16 protein-coding genes and 1 pseudogene are annotated in these 19802 nt (G+C 70.2%); 7 read left to right on the forward strand and 10 right to left on the reverse strand.

The features are described 5' to 3' along the window. The 3 genes and pseudogenes from Apa02nite_RS44570 to Apa02nite_RS44580 form a co-directional block, all read left to right on the forward strand. A pseudogene (locus tag Apa02nite_RS44570) lies at positions 1 to 333 on the forward strand (hypothetical protein); the annotation flags it as partial. Positions 334 to 720: 387 nt separating this feature from the next. Next, the gene (locus Apa02nite_RS44575) at positions 721 to 1881 is read left to right on the forward strand and encodes a GAF domain-containing sensor histidine kinase (RefSeq protein WP_203830538.1); all 1161 of its coding nucleotides are present in this window, start codon (positions 721 to 723) and stop codon (positions 1879 to 1881) included. Between the two features lie 133 nt (positions 1882 to 2014). Further along, positions 2015 to 4276, forward strand: a complete 2262-nt coding sequence (locus tag Apa02nite_RS44580) for a putative bifunctional diguanylate cyclase/phosphodiesterase (protein ID WP_203830539.1) — start codon at positions 2015 to 2017, stop codon at positions 4274 to 4276. A 75-nt stretch (positions 4277 to 4351) separates the two neighbouring features. Here Apa02nite_RS44580 and Apa02nite_RS44585 read toward each other — a convergent pair whose 3' ends face one another. The 4 genes from Apa02nite_RS44585 to Apa02nite_RS44600 form a co-directional block, all read right to left on the reverse strand. Continuing rightward, the gene (locus Apa02nite_RS44585; protein ID WP_067703756.1) at positions 4352 to 4675 is read right to left on the reverse strand and encodes a plasmid stabilization protein; all 324 of its coding nucleotides are present in this window, start codon (positions 4673 to 4675) and stop codon (positions 4352 to 4354) included. Between the two features lie 285 nt (positions 4676 to 4960). Further along, the gene (locus Apa02nite_RS44590; RefSeq protein WP_203830540.1) at positions 4961 to 6178 is read right to left on the reverse strand and encodes a serine hydrolase domain-containing protein; all 1218 of its coding nucleotides are present in this window, start codon (positions 6176 to 6178) and stop codon (positions 4961 to 4963) included. 216 nt (positions 6179 to 6394) lie between these two features. Further along, positions 6395 to 6850, reverse strand: a complete 456-nt coding sequence (locus Apa02nite_RS44595) for an NUDIX hydrolase (protein WP_203830541.1) — start codon at positions 6848 to 6850, stop codon at positions 6395 to 6397. A gap of 169 nt (positions 6851 to 7019) precedes the next feature. After that, positions 7020 to 7967, reverse strand: coding sequence for an AraC family transcriptional regulator (locus tag Apa02nite_RS44600; RefSeq protein WP_203830542.1), 948 nt, complete (start codon positions 7965 to 7967; stop codon positions 7020 to 7022). A gap of 49 nt (positions 7968 to 8016) precedes the next feature. On the opposite strand from Apa02nite_RS44600, the gene Apa02nite_RS44605 reads away from it, so the two are divergent. Further along, positions 8017 to 8751: an SDR family oxidoreductase gene (locus Apa02nite_RS44605; protein WP_203830543.1), complete on the forward strand. Its 735-nt coding sequence runs from the start codon at positions 8017 to 8019 to the stop codon at positions 8749 to 8751. A gap of 169 nt (positions 8752 to 8920) precedes the next feature. On the opposite strand, the gene Apa02nite_RS44610 is transcribed toward Apa02nite_RS44605, so the two are convergent. From Apa02nite_RS44610 to Apa02nite_RS44630, 5 genes are all read right to left on the reverse strand, one after another. Next, the gene (locus tag Apa02nite_RS44610) at positions 8921 to 9994 is read right to left on the reverse strand and encodes a M35 family metalloendopeptidase (RefSeq protein WP_203830544.1); all 1074 of its coding nucleotides are present in this window, start codon (positions 9992 to 9994) and stop codon (positions 8921 to 8923) included. A gap of 215 nt (positions 9995 to 10209) precedes the next feature. Next, positions 10210 to 13548: an ATP-binding protein gene (locus Apa02nite_RS44615; protein ID WP_239165002.1), complete on the reverse strand. Its 3339-nt coding sequence runs from the start codon at positions 13546 to 13548 to the stop codon at positions 10210 to 10212. A gap of 2 nt (positions 13549 to 13550) precedes the next feature. Further along, positions 13551 to 14204: a DUF4194 domain-containing protein gene (locus Apa02nite_RS44620; RefSeq protein ID WP_203830546.1), complete on the reverse strand. Its 654-nt coding sequence runs from the start codon at positions 14202 to 14204 to the stop codon at positions 13551 to 13553. Further along, on the reverse strand, positions 14197 to 15699 hold the full coding sequence (locus Apa02nite_RS44625; RefSeq protein ID WP_275412904.1) for a DUF3375 domain-containing protein: 1503 nt from the start codon (positions 15697 to 15699) through the stop codon (positions 14197 to 14199). Before Apa02nite_RS44625 ends, Apa02nite_RS44620 begins: the two co-directional genes overlap by 8 nt. Positions 15700 to 15843: 144 nt before the next feature. Continuing rightward, positions 15844 to 16272: a hypothetical protein gene (locus Apa02nite_RS44630; RefSeq protein WP_203830547.1), complete on the reverse strand. Its 429-nt coding sequence runs from the start codon at positions 16270 to 16272 to the stop codon at positions 15844 to 15846. A 209-nt stretch (positions 16273 to 16481) separates the two neighbouring features. On the opposite strand from Apa02nite_RS44630, the gene Apa02nite_RS44635 reads away from it, so the two are divergent. The 3 genes from Apa02nite_RS44635 to Apa02nite_RS44645 all read left to right on the forward strand — a co-directional run bounded on the left by Apa02nite_RS44635 (position 16482) and on the right by Apa02nite_RS44645 (position 18766). Further along, positions 16482 to 17396 carry a hypothetical protein gene (locus Apa02nite_RS44635; protein ID WP_203830548.1) on the forward strand — a complete coding sequence of 305 codons (915 nt, stop codon included), beginning with the start codon at positions 16482 to 16484 and terminating at the stop codon, positions 17394 to 17396. Between the two features lie 51 nt (positions 17397 to 17447). Beyond that, positions 17448 to 17846, forward strand: coding sequence for a peptidase inhibitor family I36 protein (locus tag Apa02nite_RS44640; RefSeq protein WP_203830549.1), 399 nt, complete (start codon positions 17448 to 17450; stop codon positions 17844 to 17846). 401 nt (positions 17847 to 18247) lie between these two features. Continuing rightward, positions 18248 to 18766 carry a hypothetical protein gene (locus tag Apa02nite_RS44645; protein WP_203830550.1) on the forward strand — a complete coding sequence of 173 codons (519 nt, stop codon included), beginning with the start codon at positions 18248 to 18250 and terminating at the stop codon, positions 18764 to 18766. Here Apa02nite_RS44645 and Apa02nite_RS44650 read toward each other — a convergent pair. Next, positions 18667 to 19155, reverse strand: a complete 489-nt coding sequence (locus Apa02nite_RS44650; protein WP_203830551.1) for a hypothetical protein — start codon at positions 19153 to 19155, stop codon at positions 18667 to 18669. The genes Apa02nite_RS44645 and Apa02nite_RS44650 overlap by 100 nt on opposite strands. Positions 19156 to 19802 lie beyond the last annotated feature (647 nt).

Genomic DNA, 19802 nt, shown 5'->3' on the forward strand with positions numbered 1-19802 from the left:
CCCGCCACCGGGTCTCGAGAACGGCAGGTGATGAGCAGCATGACCAGCATGTTCGTGGCGCGGGCCAGGACCGCGCTGTCCCCGGAATGGGACCACGGGTTCGACGAGGCGTTCACCGAGCTCGTCACCAGTGACCCCGACCTGGTCCGCGACGAGTTCGATGCCCTCATCGACGCGAGCTTCAACGACCCGCCCGGACCCCCGGCGCCGCCGGCGCCGCCCACCGGCGAGCCGGAGCCACCGTCGAACCCGCCCTGCCACCGGCCGGCCGGACCAGCCGGGACCGACCCGGCACCCGCCGACGCGGTGACCGACCGGCGATCACCGCCCTGACCCTGCGGCCCGCTCACCCGAAGCGGCGGCGCCAGGCGACAAGGCCTGGCGCTCACGCCGCGGGCGGGTGTGGCGACCATCTCGCGGATCCGCCGGTCGGCCGCCTGCCGTGCAGGTCGAGCCTGGGCGCCAGGCGCGAAAGAAAGGACACCATTACGTCAGATGAATGGGTTAACCGTCGGCGACGAACGACAACGGCGTGCATTTTCAGCGGTTTCACCTGCGCTTATGGCTGCTAGAAACGAACTGCCGAATATCTACGCGCACGTCCGTAGTCGCTCCGCGATGGCAACCGGGAAGAACGGATTCCGGTCGGCGGACAGCCGATAAGTGTGGTCAGTAGGGTCCCGGCCTGGTACGGCGATGAACCATCAGAGGATTTAACCCATGGCGCTCTCCGCACTTGCCGCGTCGGCCGAGGCCCGCGGCCTGGCCGCCGACCGCTACCGCACCGCGCTGACCGAGGTGCCCGAGCTCCTCCAACTCGTCGCCGATGCCTGCCAGGCGCCGATGGCCGCCCTCAAGCTGGTCGGCGGGGGTTCTGCGCAGTTCACCGCGACCCTGGGCATCCGGACCGTGGTGGACGTGCCGCAGTCGATGTCGTTGTGCGACGTGGTGGCCGCGACCGACGACACCATGGTGGTCACGGATGCCTCCCAGGACCCCCGGCTCGCCGGCCACCCGCTGGTGCGTGGCGCGCAGCACGTCCGTTTCCTGGGTGCCGCCCCTCTGCACCACGAGGGGCAGATCGTCGGCGCACTCTGTGTCTTCGCCGGCACCCCGCGGCGCCGCAACACCGAGGCGACCATCCGCCTGCTGTCCGGGATCGCCCGCCGGGTGGATGCCGAGACGGGGCTGCGGCATCTGCTCACCAGTACGCCGTTCCCGGCCGCGGTGGATCAGGACGAGGTGGTCTCGGCGATCTCGCACGAGATCCGCACGCCGCTGGCCTCGATCCGCGGCAACCTGGAACTGCTCACCGACTCACCCGGCGCGATCGCGCCCGGCTACGAGCGGCGGATCGACGCGATCACCCGCAACGCCGACCGGCTCTGCCGCACCGTGGACAACCTGCTGCGGGCGGTCGACCAGCAGGCGTACGCGCCGGTCGGGCAGCCACACCTGATCGACGTGAGTGCTGTGGTGTCGGACGCGGTGGCCGCGCTGGGCGATAGCCGGGTGCACCTGGCGGTCCCGACCGGCCCGGTCTGGGCGACCGCCGACCCGCGGCTGCTCGAGGTCGCCCTCGGGCAGCTGCTCACCAACGCGCTCTGCTTCGGCGAACCGGGAACGCCGGTCGAGGTCGCGGTCGCACCGCACCCGCAACCGGTGATCACCATTCGCGATCACGGGCCGGGGCTGCCGCAGGGCGAGCTGGCGGTGCTCGGCGTACCGTTCGTCCGGGGTGCCGATGCGGTCCGGGACCAGATGCCCGGACTCGGGCTGGGCCTGGCCATCAGCCGCCGCATCGTCGAGGCGCAGGGTGGGGCGTTGCACCTGGCCAGCACGCCCGGCGAGGGCGTCACCGCGCGGATTCTGCTGACCTGACCCACCCCGTGACTCCTGAGCCCGAGTCACACCGTCCCGCTGCGTCGTCCTTCTCGAGGAAGCGACGACGAAGGTCACACCCTCTGGTCGCGGGCGGGCTCAAGCCGGGCGACCAGCCGCCGATGTGCTTGCTGTGCGGCACAGGCTGTGGTTCTGGTGGAGTGTGGCGGGAACGGTAGCGACCGCCGCCTTCTACCTTCTCGCCCGCGACGGTCTCGCCTCGAACTTGCTCTACAACGCCGTCGGGCTCTGCTCCGCGCTGATGATCCTTGTCGGCGTGCGCCGGCACCGGCCCCGACGCCCGGCCATGTGGTACCTGTTCGCCGCCGGGCAGATGGCCTCGGCTGCCGGCGACCTGGTGTGGGAGTACTACGTCTTCGTTCTGCACCAGGAGCCGTACCCGTCGCTGGCCGATGCCTTCTACCTCGCCTCCTATCCACCACTGATCCTCGGGCTGGTGCAGTTCGTCCGTGCCCGCACCCGCAGTGACGGGGAAAGCCTCACCGACGCCGGCATGGTCGCTGCCTGCCTGGGCCTGGTGTTCTGGATCTTCGTCCTGCACCCGACCGCCGCCACCACGTCCCCGGCACTGCTGGAGAAGATCACCAGCATCGCCTACCCCGCGGCGGACGTGGTGCTGCTGGCGCTGCTGACCAGGATGTTCGTCGGGGCCGGCGCACGCTCGCCGAGCACCCGGATGCTGGGTGCCGCAGCGTTGCTGCTGTTCGCCGCCGACGCCGCGTTCTCCGTACTGTCGCTGCACTCCGACAGCGACGGCTACGAGTTGTCCGCGGGCTGGTTACTGTCCTACGTCCTCTGGGCCGCCGCCGCCCTGCATCCCAGCATGAAGGCGGAAGCCGCGACGTCACCGGCCTCCGGTACCGGTATCAGCCGGGGCCCGGTCGTGCTGGCAGCGGTGTGCTCCCTGCTGGCGCCGGGCATGTTGTTCGTGCCGGCCGCCGGCGCCGATCTGATCGATCGATTCGCCATCGCCACCGTCGGCATCACCCTGTGCGTGCTGGTGTTCCTGCGGACCAGAGGGCTGGTGCGCAAGGTTCACGGCAAGAACGCCCAGCTGGAACGCCTGGCCCTCTACGACGACCTGACCGCCCTGGCCAATCGGCGGCACTTCGAGAACGCCCTGAGCCGGGCATCAGCACACGGTTCGCCGCAGGTGATCTTCCTCGGCCTGACCGGCTTCAAGAACGTCAACGACGAACTGGGCCGCGAGGTCGGCGACGATGTCCTCGGCCACCTGGCTGCCCGGATTCGGGGCGCCGCTCCCGCGGAGGCGCTGACAGCGCGCCTGGGCGGTGACGAGTTCGCGCTGCTGCTGCCCGGCGACAGCACCAGCACCGCCGAACAGGTCGCCGGCGCACTCGCCGACACCCTGCGCGAGCCGATCCACGCCGGCGGCAACGAACTGCTCGTCGGGGCCGGCATCGGCATCGGCGACAGCACCGGCGCGGCCGGCCCGGCAGAGGTGCTGCGCCGGGCGGAGACCGCCATGTACGCGGCCAAGGACACCGGCGAGCCGTTCCGGCACTGGTCACCGGCGCTCGACGAGCGCGCCGGCGAGCAGGCGCGCCTCGGTGCCGAGATCCGCACCGCGTTGGACGCCGGCCAGTTCCGGGTCGTCTACCAGCCGATCGTCGCCGTACCCGAAGGCCGAGTGATCGCGGTGGAGGCGCTGGTGCGCTGGGAGCATCCCGAACGCGGCCCGATCAGCCCGGCCTATTTCATCCCGGTCGCCGAACGCAACGGGCTCGTCGTGGAGCTCGGCGCGTGGGTGCTGCGGACCGCGTGCGAGCAGATGGTCCGCTGGCGTCACGAGTGGGGATCGGCGGCGCCGGATCGGATGAGCGTCAACGTGTCGGCTCGCCAGCTCGCCCGGTCGGGGTTCCCGCAGACGGTCGCGGACACCCTCGCGGCGACCGGTCTGCCGCCGGCGTGCCTGACCGTCGAAGTCACCGAGACGGCTGTCTTCCAGGGCGGCCGGGCGGTGGAGGCCCTGCACGAGCTGCGGGCTCTCGGGGTGCGCATCGCACTGGACGACTTCGGCACCGGTCATTCCTCGCTGGGACTGCTGCGGACCGTACCGGTCGACATCCTCAAGGTCGACAAGTCGTTCGTCGACGACATCACCGGCGCGGGCGAGCACCGGGTGATCGCCGAGGCGCTGATCCACATCTGTGCGGGCCTGGGCCTGACGGCGGTGGCGGAAGGCGTGGAGACCGCGGAACAGGCCGAGGTGCTCTACCACCTCGGCTACCGGCTGCTGCAGGGATACCACTTCGGCCGCCCGACGGCCGAGGTGGACTTCCGGCCGAAGGGATCGAGCTTGCTCACGTATGCGGACACCGGAGGTGGCGGCAGCTCATGGCGAGTCGGTTGATGCGTGACCAGCAGCTCGTAGAGCGGGCCGGGCCGGTCGATGAGGTGCACGCCGGCTTCGTCGGCAACGGTGTCGTCAGCGCGCGAGGGCGTGTTCCAGCTCGGCCTTGCTCATCGACGACCGGCCCTGGATGTTGCGCTTCTTGGCCTCGTTGTAGAGCTGCGCCTTGGTGGGCCCCTGCGCGCCGGTGTGCGACCGCTTCCCGCCCCGGTGACCGGAGGACACGTCCTCGATCGAGGACCGGCTCGCGGTCCGCGACTCGCCGGCGCGAGCCCGCTCCTTGTTCACCGTGCGCGCGGCGATCTCGGTGGCCCGCTCGGCCGGCACGCCGCGCTTCTCGGCACTGTCCTTGATGTGCTCGTACTGTCGTTCCCGCTTCGGGCTCGATCCCGCAGGCATGACTACCTCCTCGCTCACGTGTGCTGTCAGCTCTGGGATTCCCGGCTTCCCGGCGGCAAAACGCTTCCGGAGGCCGATACCGGTTCACCTGCGGAACGGATCCCTGCCGATCGCGCCGCTGAAGGCCACACCCAGCTCGCCGCGCCGCACGGCGTCGGCTACCGCCGGCAGCACACTCGCCGCGCTCGCCAGTTCTGCCTCGGAGAGCGTCGCCGCCAAGGGGCGTGGCGGGCCGGAGCGCAGGATCAACTCGACCCTGCCGCCGGCGCGCCGGGAAACAGCGCCTCAGCCACCACCGCCGTCGCCGCCGGGTGCCGCTCCGGTGATGGCCTGTGTCTCCCGCGCGATCATCTCCGGCAACGGTGCCGTGTCGCCGTTGGTGAGGATGACGCCGACCCAGTCGCTGTCGGGGTAGATGCTCCAGTTCGCGCCGACACCGGGGTTGCCGCCGGCCCGCTGGATCGCCCACTGGCCGCCGGAGATGTCGGCCGACGGGCCGTACGTGCCGAACGACGCCCCGCCCAGCGCGACGCGCGGTGCCAGCAGCACGTCGGCCCACGGGCGGTCCAGCAGCGTGCCGTCGCGCGAGGCGCGTGCGAAGCGGACCAGGTCGGGCGCGGTGGCGAAACCGCCGTCGCCGATGGCGTCGATGAACGCGCGACCCGGGTTCCGTCCCGCCAGGTAGTCGAGCGAGCTGCCCTGGTCGAGGTGCCGGACAGCGTCGACCTGCCGGTCGCCGGCCACCGTCATGTACGGGTGCGCGAGGCGCGGGTCGGTGAGCCACCGCGGCCGGGTGAAGAAGCCCGAGCCGGTCATGCCGCAGCGCCGGAAGATGTGCTCCTCGACGTAGTCCCAGTACCGCCGGCCGCTCACGGCCTCCACGATCAGCGCGGGGATGGCGGTCTCGGCACCCACGTGGGTCGGGTTGGGCAGGCCGGGAGTGCCGACCAGCCTCGCCTGCCGGGCCCACTGCTCCTGGTAGGCGTGGACCTCCTCCCGGCTCTGGAAGACGCGCTGGACGTCCTCGTCCGGGGTGTTCATCCCCGACGTGCCGGAGAGCAGGTGGTCGATGGTCACCTTGCCGGCGACGTCCTGGTCGAAGTCCTCGAGGTACCGGCCGATCGGCTGCCGCAGGTCGATCAGGCCCTGCTGTGCGAGCTGCAGGACGGCGATCGCGTTGAACGGCTTGCCCGCCGAACTGAGCGTGAACGCGGTGTCCTCCCGGTTCGGGATCGCGTTCTCCCGGTCGGCCATGCCGTAGCTGCGCGAGAGCACCGTCCGGCCCCGGTGGGACAGCAGCACGACGCCGGAGAACCGGCCCTCGGCGGCCAGCTCCGCCACGTACCGGTCGTAGGCGCCGCCGGGCCGGGTGTCCGGCGGGATGCGGTAGGACGTGCCCGCTGCGGCGTTCGCCGGTGCGGCCCCCGCCACCACCGCGCCGGCGGCCGCCACGCCGCTCCATCGCAACAGCCGCCGGCGATCGATGCCCCGTACAGAATCCATCACGGTCCTCTCGTGGGTCGGGTCACGAACCGTGCCGGTCCGTGCTCCGTGACTCCACTCAAGCCGCTGCGGCGTTGCCACCGCGTATGCGGTTCTCGATATGCCCGCGATACACGTCGCGGTCAGCACACCGCCTCGCGCGCGGCTGTCGAGTTGCCGGCGGTGACGCTCATCCACGATCTCCTTTGTTCAGCGCGGGTAACGGCAGGCGGGGCGTCATGAAGCGGCCTGCTTCCAGCCGAGTTCGGCGTACGCCTGGCCTTGCCTGTAGTGGCCGAGGGCCACGCGGGCGTAGGGGATCATCGGCGTCGGCAGGTCGCTGAGCGGGAACCATTGCCAGCCGGCGCACTTGTGCGGCTCGACGTTGGCCGGTTCGCCGGACCAGTCGCTGACCTCGAAAAACAAGGCCAGGCGGCCGGATTCGGTGAGATGGTGCAGTACGTGCACGAGCCGGGCGCTGGACGCGTCGAGGCGGATGCCGAGTTCCTCGTGCGCTTCCCGGACCAGGGTGGCCAGCGCGGATTCGTCGTCCTCACCGTGGCCGGACGGCAGGTGCCAGCAGCCGTCGCCCCAGCCGGTGTTGATCCGCTGGCCGAGCAGGATGTCGTCGCCGCGACGCAGGACCAGGTGCACATCGACCTGGGCACGCTGCCGGCCGCTCGTCTCCGCCATGTCGCATCCTCTCCTTACACGTTGTTGCCGGCCGGGGTCAGAAGGTGGCCTGGGTGTAGTACGGGGCGCCGTTGGCGTCCTAGGGACCAGTTCTCGATGTCTTCCTCCCGCACTCCGGGTGACGGTCGCCGTGCCGAGATACGTGTCCACTGTCGAGTCCGGCCTGCGGCTAGGTCCGGGCCGTCCGATCGCCCGTGGCGTCGCGGTACTGCTTGGGTGAGGAGCCGACCACGCGCCGGAAGGCCGTGCTGAAGGCGCTCTCCGACTCGTAGCCGGTGGCGACGGCGAGGTCGGAGATCGAGCGGGTGTTGCGGCGCAGCGCGTCGCGGGCCAGGTTCATCCGCCACTGGATCAGGTACTCCCCGGGTGCGGCGCCGAGCTGCTTCTTGAAGGCGGCGGCGAACGCCGAGCGCGACATCCGGGCGATGCCGGCCAGTTCCGGCAGGCTCCAGCGGTGCGAGACGTCGGCGTGCAGGGCGCGCAGGGCCGCACCGACACCGTCGTCGCACAGGGCACCCAGCCAGCCGACCGGGTGGTCGGTCTGGTCGACGTGCGCGCGCAGCACGTGCACGAAGAGGATCTGCACGAGGTGGTCCAGCACCAGGGAGCTGCCGACGGTGCGGTTCTTCACCTCGGTGCTGAGCAGCTGGGCCACCTGGGCGAGCTGCTCGTTGCGCCGATCGCCGGCTTTGACGTGCACGAGCCGCGGGAGCACGTCGATCAGCAGCGTGGCGTTGGCCTCGTCGAACCAGAACTGCCCGCCACACAGCCCGAAGTCCGCGTCCGCCGCGGCGCTGTCCCCGAGGGCACGCGCCGGTAGCGGTTCGGCGGTGAGTGAGCTTGCCAGCCGGTACGCCGGCGGGTTGACCAGCAGGAAGAGGTCGCCCTCGCGCAGGCGCACGGGTTCGCTGCCATCCTCGAACACCAGCCAGCACTCACCCCGGTCGACGCCCCCGATCCTCACGTACTCGTACGCGTCGAAGCGCAGCGCCCACGGCCCGGCCGCGCTGAAGTCCGGATAGACCTCGGTGCGTGGCCGGAGCAGGCCGATGGCGCCGGCGATCGGGTCACTGGACCCCAGCGGCGGCCCAGCCTTGGACGATACGTAAGAAATCACGGATTCCACGTTATGGATCGTACAGTCGAAGGGGTTGATCCTTGTTTTTATGACCACCACGCACAAGACCGCGCTCGTGACCGGCGCCAACAAGGGCATCGGGTTCGAGACCGCCCGCCAGCTCGCCCGGCAGGGCTTCACCGTCTGGCTGGGATGCCGTGACCAGGGCCGGGGCGAAGCGGCGGCGAAGGAGCTGGCCGCCGACGGCGACGTGCGCTTCGTCCGCCTCGACGTGACCGACACCGCCGGCATCCGGGCCGCGAGTGAGCACATCGCCGAGCAGAGCGGCGCCCTGGACGTTCTGATCAACAACGCCGCCATCGCCCTCGGGGACCAGGAGGGCCCGCCCAGCACCGTGGGGATCGAGACGATCGAGAAGACGCTGGACGTGAACTTCTACGGCACGCTGCGTGTCACCCAGGCGTTCCTGCCGCTCGTGCGCAAGGCCGAGGCCGGGCGCATCGTGAACCTGAGCAGTTCGATGGGCTCGCTCACCATGCTCACCGCCCCCGGGCAGCCGCTGGCGCCGTTCGGCATGAGCTACGCCTACGCCACGTCCAAGACCCTCGTGAGCACGCTCACCGGCTGGTTCGCCGTCGAGCTGAAAGACACGCCGGTGAAGGTGAACGCGGTGTGCCCCGGATTCAACGCCACCGACATGAACGGCAACACGGGGACACAGCACCCGTCCGAAGGCGCGAAGGTCGTGGTCCGTGCCGCCACGCTGCCCGCCGACGGCCCCAGCGGCAGCTTCTTCGACGCCGCCGGTCCGGTGGGCTGGTGACCTCCAGGTCACTACCAAAACCCTTTGGGGTACGAACAATGCCGCCAGCGGTGGTCGCTTCCGGCAGGTGACGGTCAGCGCCGCGGCCGGACCGTGATCGCCGACAGGGCAGTCCGTCCCCGCCACGAAGGTGGGAACGGACTGCCCGTCACAGCGAACCGGTCGTGGGTCAGCGGCTCTCGGCGAAGTACTCGTAGTTGTCGGCGTTGTCGACGGCGTTGGCCGGGCTCGAGATGGCGAGCTGCTTCGCCGCGGTCTGGCCGTACGCGTGGTCGTCGGTGCCACCGTTGACGGTGAAGTGACTCGACTCGTGGATCAGCGTTCCGGCCTTCGAGTCGGTACCCGTGGCCGGCGCGGTCCAGAACGCGTTGCAGAGGTAGATGATGTACGGCTGGTCCGGGTAGACGTACGCGTAGTAGTCCTCGTTGCTGGTGCAGTCGAGCGTCAGGGCCTTGGTGGTCAGCTCAGTGGTGATCTTGCTGTACGCCGAGGTCACCCGGGAGAACCGCGACGAGCTGTAGGTGCCGAACCAGGTGGTGTACGCGCCGCCACCGGACGGGTTCGCCGCCAGCCAGGTCTGCGACTTCTGCGAGTACGTCGCGGCGTTGGTGACGGCCAGGCTCAGCGCGGTCTTCTCGCTCGTGGTGCAGCTGCGGTAGGTGATGGTGACCGCGGCGGCGGCGGAGACCTTCACCCGCTCCGTGGTCGTGGGCGCGACGCCGGCCACCTTGGCGGCGCTGCGGATGCCGGCGCTGGTGCGGACGGTGGCGCGACCGGTGTCGACCCGGAGCGTGCGCTGAGGCGCCCGCACCTGGCTCGACGCCAGCGCGACGGTGAACGTTCCCGGCGTGGACAGGTCGTAGTCGGCCGCCAGGTCAACGGTCACGGCGTAGGTGCCACCGGCGGGGATGCGGGTGTAGTCGGCCGCGGTCGGAGCCCCGAGCTTCACCAGCTTGCCGCGGTAGGGCACCGGCACGCCGTCCCTGGTCACGGCGAGGACCGCGGTGGTCTCGCGGGCCTGCGGCAGGTCCCGGGAGAGCACGTCGACCGCCGACGACGAGGTGTTCCGCACCGCGACACGCACGGTGAGGGCGCTGCTGGTCACCTCGCCGATCTGGACGGTCGTGGTGAGACCCGCGGTACCGGCGGCCGATGCCGCGCTCGCTCCGACGGCGGCGACTGCCGGGATCGCGATCCCGGCAGTGAGGAACGCCGCCCAGAGCGGACGTCGAGAAATGCGCACGTGGTTTCCTTTCTCGGCCATCGAATCTCGTGTGTGTTCCAGGGGGAATGGGGGGCACGAGAGTCGATGCACAAACATCAATGATTTTCAATCTATATGATCACCTCCGCTCCTCAATGATGTTATTCATCCCAGATGGGTCATATCTCGGCACGGCATCGACGAACATGACCCGCGGACCGCCGCGACGGCGTCGTGCGGGGTGCCCAGGGGGCTCATGCGTCCGCAACACCGACCAGGAGCTTCGCCCAGGATCGGCCGTGTGCGTTCTTGAGGATCACGTACTCCGCCTCGACGTGCGGTTCGATCGCGCTGTGCTTGTCGTTCGGGGCGCCGATGACCAGCTGGAAGCCCAGGCCGCGCCACGCGCCGATGGCCCGGCCGGTGAAATGCGCATCCGCCTTGATCAGCGCCTCGTCGAGGAAGACGGGGGCGTAGCGGGGACGGGCGGCCCCCGCATCGCCCAGTTGGTAGCGCAGTGCGGCGCCGACGATGAACGCGACGAGCTCCTGCGACTCCCCGCCGGACTTCTCACCGATGTGGTCGTAGACGGCGACGTGCGTACCGTCGAGGTCGACCTTTTCGGCACTGATCCGGACGTGGTTGCGGACGTCGACCAGGTCGGCGAAGTCCGGCGCGGAGCGGCGGATCCGGTCGATCACCTTGGTCATCCGGTGATAGGCGCGTTCCCGGTCGTCCTCTGTTGCCGCCTTGTCGATGACGGCGCGCACGTCACGCAGCTCCTTGCGGAAGCGGGCGCGCGTGGTGGAGTGGCTCTCCTGCGGGTCGATGCGCAGCCGGTGCTTGTCGTCGGCGAACGGCAGTGCGGCCAGGATGCGGTTGACCGGGTCGATCCGGTCGCGGATCTCGCGGACAGCGGCGGCGAGCTCGCTGTCCAGGCCGGTCAGGTCGTTGCCGGACAGGTTGAGCAGGCTGTCGCGCCACTCCGTCTCCAGCTCGTGCAGGCCACTGGTCTCCAGGTCGGTGAGCAACTGGTCGAAGTCGCGGTAGGAGGCGTCCGGGTCGGTGCCGAGGTTCGGGTTCGGCCAGCGCTCGAGGAAGGTCGAGAACGTATCGTTGAGCGCTTTCCTGGACCGGCCGATCGACTCCGTCGCGGATCGCCGCTCGGTGTCGAGCCGCTCGGTGGCGCGTTTGACGGCCGCGTCGAACTGCGCGAGCACCTCCGCCGGGCTGGTGCTGTCCGTGGCGCTGCCGAACAGGGTCTCCAGGTAGTCCCGATGGTCCTGGCTGAGGTCGACGCCTGACGCGGCGGCCGTGTCGAGCGCGGATTGGGCGCGATCCACCTCGTCGACGAGCGACGACCACGACGTCCCGACCGCCTTCTCGACGTCCTTCTGCCGGCCGACCCGCTCGGTCAGATCCCGGACCTGCCGCTTGAGGTCGTCCAGCTGGCGCTGCAGCTGATCGATCTCCGGGTTACCGGCGCGGATCTCGTTGATGACGCCGTTCCAGCGGTCCCGTTCCGCCCGGACCGCGTCGACATCCACCTGATCCCACGACAACTCGGTCAAGCTCTGGTAGGCCGTGCGCCTGGCTTCCATCGAGTTGAGGTTCTCCTCCTCCCCCGACGCCTTCGCGACAGCATCGTCGAGGCGCCGGCGGGCGAGGTTGATCCGCTCGTCGAGCTCGTCGAGGGTCCGGCTGTTCGTGAAACCGAGAACGTTGGCCCGGCCGTGGCCGCCGTGCGCGCCGCGGCCACCGTCCGACGTCTGGCCGGTGATCGTGAGGGCCTTGGTGTACTGCGGCAGCAGCCGGGGCGTGTCGACGCAGACGAAGGCGAACCGACGGGCGAGTTCGGCCTTGAGCCAGGCGGTGAACGGCGACGGCCGGTAGTCGAGCCTGCCGGGGAGCGTCTTGCCGTCGAGTCCGACCTCGTCACGCTGGCCGGTGCGTACACCCTCGAACTGGATCCGGCGTGCGGTCGGCACCGCGTTGATCGCCTCACGGAACGCGTTCACCCTGCCGATGTCGATCAGCATCCGGGTGGCGAACCCGCCGAGCGCCAGGTTGAACGCCTCACGCCACGGCTCGAACTCCGTGCGCACCTCGATCAGCTCGCCGACGAACGGCAGGTCCTCGGGGCTGAGCCCGGCGGCCTCGGCCAGCGCTGCGCGAGCCGCGTGCAGGTCGGTCGGGATGTTGCCCCGGCGACCCTTGACCGCCCTGTGCTCGGCGCGCAGCCCGTCCAGCTCCCGCTCGGCCTCGTTCTTCGCCGCCGCTGCCTGGGCGTACGTACCCTGAGCGGTCTTTCGGGCGTCGACATCGGCCAGCGAGCGATGCGCGGTCTCGACCAGCGCGGCGAAGTCGTCACCGGTCGGGACGGCGGTACCGATCGTGACCAGCACCCGGTCCAGTCGCTCGCGAGCGCGTGCGACGTCGCCCAGCCGCTGCTGCACGACGCGGATCTCCCGGTGTGCGGTCTCCATGCGGTCGCCACCGGACGCGCGCATGGTGTCGGCCACCCCGTCACGCTGCGTCTCGGCCGCGGCGACCAGGGAGTTCGTCTCCGCCAGGTCGTCCTGGGCGCGGCGGTGGCGCAGGCCCAGGTCCTCCTCCGCCGAGCGCAACAGGTCGAGCCGGCGGTGATGACGCCACAGCGCGGCAGGCGACGCCGCATCGGCGAAGGATCCGATCTCGTCGATCGAGCGCAACCGGTTCGCCGCTTCGTCGATGGTGCGCCGGTGGTCGCGGATCGGGGTCAACGCCTTGACCTGCTGGCGGGCGGTGATCATCCGGGTCCGGGTGCCGGACAGCTCGTCGAACTGCTGCACCACCGCGTCCGCGGTGGCCAGCGTGGACGGCTCCTCGAGGACCATCGTCTTGTAAAGGGCGTCGACCGTGGTGATCTGCTGGCCGGCCTGGATCCGGCCCAGCAACGCGATCGCCTTGTGCCCGTCGCCTGCGGCGCCGATACCGAGCGTGGTGTGCAGGCGCGCTGTGAACTCCCGGTCGGTGTCACTCCAGGTCAAACCCGTTGCAACCACATCGGTACGGGTGAATTTCGCGCTGGCCGGGCCCTCCAGCGCCCGCAGCTGATATCCGTGGTCGCAGGTGGCACGCACCACCACGACGTCGTCCAGGGTGCGCGCCGACGACGGGACGTACCAGGCGCGCAGCGCGGTGAACTCCGCACCGGTGTGGTCCATCCACGTCATCGCGATGGCGGACCAGGTGTCGCGGCCGTCGCCCCGCAGTACCCGCAACTTCGTCTCACCGTCGCTGCGGGACTCGTCGAGTTTGCCGCGCGCGTACGAAAGGATGTTTCTTTGGTCCTTGCCCCGTGGCCGGCCGACCACGCCGCCGTTGGACGCGCCGTTGAAGGGGGTGGTGTGCGGCATGAGCAGCGCGATGTACGAGTCCATCAGCGTCGACTTGCCCGATCCGGAACCGCCGCTGAGCAGGGTCGCGCCCGGCGCGAGCCGCAGGTGGTGGTATCCGTCGTAGCCGCCCCAGTTGACCAGTTGCAGATCCCGCGCCACCCACTGCTGGCCTCGTGACGCCGCCGGGATCAGCCCGAACAATGTGTCGATCATGCTCACGCCGTGGCCTCGTTCTGTTCGCGCAGCCACTGGTCCAGCTCGGCGAGCTTCTCCGTGCTCATCACGACCTCCACCATCGGGGTGATCCGATACCGGCCCGCGGACTCCTCAGCCAGCAGACCTTCGGTGACCAGCCGCTGCACCGCGTTTCGCACTTCCTGCTGGCGCCGGGCCAGGTTGTGGTCGTACGGGTCGAAGTAGGTCAGCACGGTCTGCTCCAGTTCCTCGATGTCCACCCGCGCGGACGTCTCCCCCGTACCGCGTTCCCGCTGGAAGACGGTCCGCAGGTGCACCAGGACCAGCGTCTCGGCCCGGTTGTAGGGGTCGTCCTTGAGCAGGATCGGCACGTCCAGCTCCACCGACCGCACCTGCTGCTTGTAGGCGACGCCCCGGTCGTGGTCGACCACCAGGCGGACGAACAGGTCGTGCATCCGCGATTCGACGATCTGCTGGTTCTCCAGCAACGTGCGCCACTGCGCCGGGTTCTTCTCGGCGAGCAGGAACTTGCGCCGCAACAACTGGACCAGCACCCGGCGCACGTCGGCGTCCAACGTGCCCGCGTCGCCGGCGAACAGCTCGGCGGGGTCCTCCTCCATCGACACGGGGTCGATGAACCCGTCCACCACCCCCGCGCCGTCGAGCTCACTCATCGCCACCACTCCCGTCCACGCCCGCCGGATTCGCCGCCACCACATTGCCGAGCGCGAACCGTCGCCGGCTCCGATCAGGTCGCACCGTGTCGACCACCACCACCTCGGCCGTCTCGGTCAACCCGAAGCCGTGGGTGATCTCCAGCAGGCCGAGCAGGTCGACCGGCCGCTGGATCTCCTCGCCGGCGGCGCGGAACGCGGCCACCACGTCCACTCTCGCCGCCGGGCCCGCGAACGCTTCCAGGTGCGCACGCAACTCGGCGTACCGAGGGCCGCCCCAGGCCCGCGTGTCGGCGGCGGTCAGGTCCTCGGACTCGTCCCAGTCCCGCAGCGGCGCGGGAGGCTGCGGTGGCCGCGGGTCGCTCATCCGCTGACGCAGGTGTCCGACATCGGCGACCGGCAGGCGACGCAGCGGCTCGACGGCCTCGCCGCGGCGGGAGTCGGGAACCCATTTGTGCAGGCCCGACATCACGTCCCGCAACAGTTCATCCACTTGGCGGTCCCGCATCGGATCGTGGTTGCGGACCTGGCTGGTGATGACGTGCGACGCCTGCCGCTGGGCGGCCAGCACCTCCTTGACCCCCTGCTCGATCCGCCGCGAGATGTCGGTGAGCTCGCGCCGCTGCTGCTGCGGCAACAGCTCGGTGAACCGGTGCCGCAGCACGGTACGCAGCTGACCCCACAGACCGTCGATCTGCGCCGGATCGCCGATCAGGCGCAGCGCCCCCGCGAACGCGCGGCCTTCCGGTGTCGCGTCCAGGATCCGCTGGCCGCGTGCGAGGTACTCGCGCAACACCTCACCGGTGGGCCGCACGTCGTGCCGCAACTCCGCGACGACGTCACGCTGAATGACTTTGATCGACTCTGCCACCCGGGCGAAATCCGCCGGCAGCTCACGCGCCAGATGCAGCACGTTCTCGGCCGCCTCGAGCAGTTGCTCGTCGTCGACGGTCTCGACGGCGCCACCCTTCTCGAGCCGGGTCAGCTCCTTCTGCCGCTGCTGGATCTCCTCGTGAAGGCGCACCATCCGCGACATCAGATCCGGATCGGCGTCCTGCGCCAGTCGCTCGATCGCCTCCAGCAACGTCCTGACCCGCGACTTCGACACCCTCGTCCGCGCGCCGCCGACCCGGCCGGCGACCTCGAGTGCACCGACGCCGTACGCCGAGAGCCGATACACCTCGGCGTCGTCGTCGGAGACCTGCCGCACCAACCACCCGGCCTGCACCCACTGCCGGCACAGGTCACGCGCGGTGCCCGCGGGCAGCGGCTGGCTGTCCTCGTCGCCGTAACCGGCAGCCCGCAACTGGTCAAGCGCGTCGTTGATCTCCGCGTGCGCGTCCGCCACGGCCACCGTCGGGCGTTCGGCGGTGAAGACCATCGCCAACGCCGTCACCACGAATGGCGCGTGCGTCTGATGCAGCAACGCGAGCATCGGATTCTGAAACGCCCGCAGCGCTCCCTGGTAAGCACCGTCAACACCTCGTGTACCCATCAGCAGCGAGCCTACGGCGCAGGTAGGACACGGGAGAAATCGCCATTGTCACCACTTCTCCCCCATCGCAGACCACCGATGCCCTCCCGGCTGAACCGATATTGCTCCGCTACGGCCTACCCGGACCACGACGCCCGGGCCGGATCACCGTTCGCCGGTAGCCCAGCGCCGATGCAGCTGATGCCACCGTTCGGTGGGCAGGTCGGCGTCGGCGAGGTGCTCCAGACCCTCGACACCGTTGGTGGACAGCACCTCCATGAGCTCCTGGTGATAAAGGAAGAAGTTGCCCTGCAGGGCGTCACAGTGCTGGCAGCCGTTGGTCAGCCCCGTGCCTCCGGTAGTCCGGCTGGTCCGGGCCTTGATCGGCTGGGCGAGCCCGACCTTGCCGGTGGCGCGCAGCAGCTGCGCCGCGACCGCGAGAGCCTGCTCGTCCGAGCAGGTGACCAGGTCACCCTCGACAGCGGAGGCGAGGTGCATACCGACGATCGCGGTGGTCGGCCGATGACACTTCCAGCAGTCCGTGGTCAGCCCACGGACGGTGACCTTGACAACCTCTCCAGCCGGCACCGTCATCAGCGAACCCTCACCATCCCGAAGTCCCCGCACCGAGTGGAAAGTTGAGAGATCGAGTCCATGCCGGTCACGTTACGACGTGGGTACGACACTCTGCGAACAGGCCGCGGGGAACCACTCCGGCTATCTGTCTGACCTGGGGTTCCATCTGTCTTCGGGGGACAGAACGGCCTTGTCCGGGCGGTTTGCGGCCTTCCATCGTGGTCGGCATGGTCGTTCCGCCCACCCGGTTGTTGCTGTTCATCGTCCTGCTGGCGGCGGCCTGCGGGAGCCCGCAGGCCGAGCTTCCGGCCGACGTACGGTCGTTGGCGCGCGGCGCCGATGACGCCGCAGTCCTGCGGCTTGCCGAAACGGTCCTGATCGGCCGCTGCATGCGACGTGCCGGCTTCGGCTATCCCCTGGATCCCGCGGAGCTGCGGACCGAGCTGGCCGCTCCCCCGCCCCCGACGTCCCTCGACTCCGCGTGGCCGGAGGACGACGAGAAACGTGCCGCCGCCGCGGCGGCCGGCCCGAGCACGGCCGCGGAGCCGCCCCCGCCTCGGACCCGCCTCAACCGCTACGTCGAGGGACTCGATCCGGCTCGCCACGAGGCGTTCGCCACCGCCCTGTACGGCGATCCGACGACCGGCCCGGCGGTGGAGGTGACCCTGCCCAGCGGCACCGTGCGGCAGAGCCGGGCCGGTTGTCGCAGCGAGGCGCTACGGCTGCTCTACGGCGACCTCGACGCCTACGTGCGCGCACGGATCTCCAAGGACAACATCAACCCGCTCGTCCAGGCCCGCGTCACCACCGATCCGGCCTTCACCGCCGCCCAGGCCCGGTGGCGGACCTGCATGACGAAGCGGCACTGGGCCGTCGCCGACCCGGCCGAGCTCACCGCGCGCGTTGCCGAGACCAGCGCGACGCTTCCCCCCGATCAGCAGGCCGAGCGATCCCGGGCCGCCGCCGTGACCTCCGCCCGATGCAACCGGCGGGCCGGACTGTCGGCAACCGCACGACGGCTCACTCCGGCCGCGCAGCGCCGGGTCCTCGCCGACCTGAGTGTCCCGCTCACCGATCTGTCCCGCCGGGAACAGGCCGCGCTGCCGTACGCGCGCCGCCTGCTCGCCGGCGAGGGCTCCTGAATTCCCGGGACCGACCCGGGTGCACACCGACACCACCGAGGAGCACCAACGATGAAACGCCTCCTGGCCGCCGCGCTCAGCTTCGCCGGCGCCGCCGCGACCATCGCGGTCGCCGCGTCGCCCGCCCAGGCCGCCGCCCCCCAGCAGTGCCCGTCCGAGTCGTTCTGCGTCTACAACGACGTCAACTTCCAGAACGGCGTCTGGGGCACCCCCGGCAACGACAACGACTGGGGTGACAACTGGTTCAGCAACCGCTCGGCCAAGGTCTTCAAGCACGACTCGTCCTGGTACAACCACGGCATCCTGTCCGGCCCGACCTTCGTGCGGGTGTACGACAACTACAACCGGACCGGCACGATGACCATCTGCCTGCAAGCCGGCACGTACTTCGCGAGCAAGCCCGCGTCCAGCGACAAGGGCGTCTCGCACGGCTGGTACTACAACTGCTGACCGTTGCTCGACCACGGCGGGCGGACCGGCCTCGGGGCGGTCCGCCCACCGCCGATCTCCCGGGAAAGCAGCACTTCCAGGTGGGAACGCCACTTACAGTAACCGCGATCCTGTCCGCGAGTAACCGCCTCCTACGCCCCCGGCCGTGGTGATCACCTGCCGGCCGGTGCGCCACCAGCGCGACGATGCTCGCCGCCGTCCGCGACGGGCAGATCGTGCACCGCGCCTCGATGTATCTGACCGCGCACGAAGGCGTGCTGGTCCTGCGCCGCTGATGAACCGGCGAACGTGGTTCTGACGGCGTCGCTCGGCCTGGCGCTTCGCAGGTGCACTGTGATCTCTTGGTGCTGTGTCCCCGATCGGCGGGACCGGATTCGGGGGAGAACATGACGGCAACTCCGGTGAAGGTGCAGACCGGCGCAGAGGGCGCGCAGCTCGGAGTGCTGATCGTCCGGATGCGTCACCCCAACGCCAAGGGCTACGCGTTCGCCTACGGACTGTGGCTGGCGCTGCTCGGCAGCTACGTGATCGGCCTGACCGTGATTCTCGTCGCCGGCGACTCGAAGCCGGTATGGGCGGTCACCATACCGCTGTTCGCGGTGCTGATCGCGCTGATCTTCTGGCTCGCGGCGGGCATGAGCGGCAGCCTGACCCGGCGCGCCTTCTATCTCTACGAGAGAGGTTACGTCGTCACGACGTCGCTGGGCCGTGCGGCCCGCGTGGCACGGTGGACGGACGTGACCGAGATCCAGGGAGCCACCGGGCCGCTGATCACCGTCGGTCTGGGGCGGCGGCGCGTGCTGTGCCGGATCGTCAACCGTCACGGCCGAGCCGTGAAGTTCGCCGAACCGCTCGGCCGCCAGGAACTGGCGCCGCTGGCCGAGCGGCTGCGCAGGCAGGCCACCAGCGGGGCGGCCTGAACAAGCCGTTCGACCTGTCCGGGAACGGGCGGGCGGCGGCCCCTGGGCTGGGCGCGGGACAACAGGTTCACCAGAGCTGACTCCGCCACCGCCGACAACCAGCCCAGATGACTGGAGGCGTCGGCGCCCAGCTGCAGCGCCTCCAGATGCGAGGTCGGCAACCCGAACGGCCGGTGCGGCAGCGTGTTGAACACCCGCGTCGCGGTCAGCCGCGGCTGACCGCGATGCGGATAGTCGGCGCGGGCCCGCTCCAGGTCGTAGCGGGCCGGGTTGGCCCGATGCCGATCCACGAACATCCAGAACGGACGGGCGGCCGGCGTGCCCTTGACCGCGGACTGCCAGAGCTGCCAGGAGAACCGGTGCGCGTCGCGGCGAGCTTCAGGCGGCACAGCGGACCGCCGGCCGCGGCGCCGTGCCGCGCCGCCGGCGGGTCCTAGCTCAATGCCACTTCGCTTAAGTTGATCTTGCTTGGGTGTTGGTGGCCGGCACCGTCCGCCCCGTGCAAGTCGGCGGACGCCGTTTCAGGGCAGCGGTCACCTCCATGATCAAAACTGGTGCAGGCGCATCGGCTCGCATTCCCGGCCAGTGCCAGCGCCGGTGCCGGTGCCGGTGCCGGTGCCGGTGCAGCCGTTGCCACCGGACGCGGACGTGAACGATGACGGCCGCGGCGTGCGTTCCGGTTCCCGGCTGGTCCTCAGGGGTGCCTGCCCGTCCTCGAGACACCCCTGAGGACCAGCCGGGAACGCCTAGCGTGCGGGCGGTCCGGGCGGCAGTGCGGGTGACCGGGGTGCCGGCGAGTGCACGGTCGCTTTCCGGGCCGGGGTGCAACGATTTCGGCCGGGATGAACACGGCGTCTGCCCAGGCGAGTGCCGGGCACGATGATCACCGGCTACCCGGTCCCCGATCACTCTGCCCGCGGCGCGGGGGTGCACGATGCCCGATCGGCGGCGCCTGCCGCTGCCACTGCCACTGCCACTGCCACTGCCACTGCCACTGCCACTGCCACTGCTGGGCGGGCGGGGCGGGGCGGGGGGG

The organism is Actinoplanes palleronii (assembly GCF_016862315.1).
In the GTDB taxonomy this organism is placed as follows: Bacteria; Actinomycetota; Actinomycetes; order Mycobacteriales; family Micromonosporaceae; genus Actinoplanes; species Actinoplanes palleronii.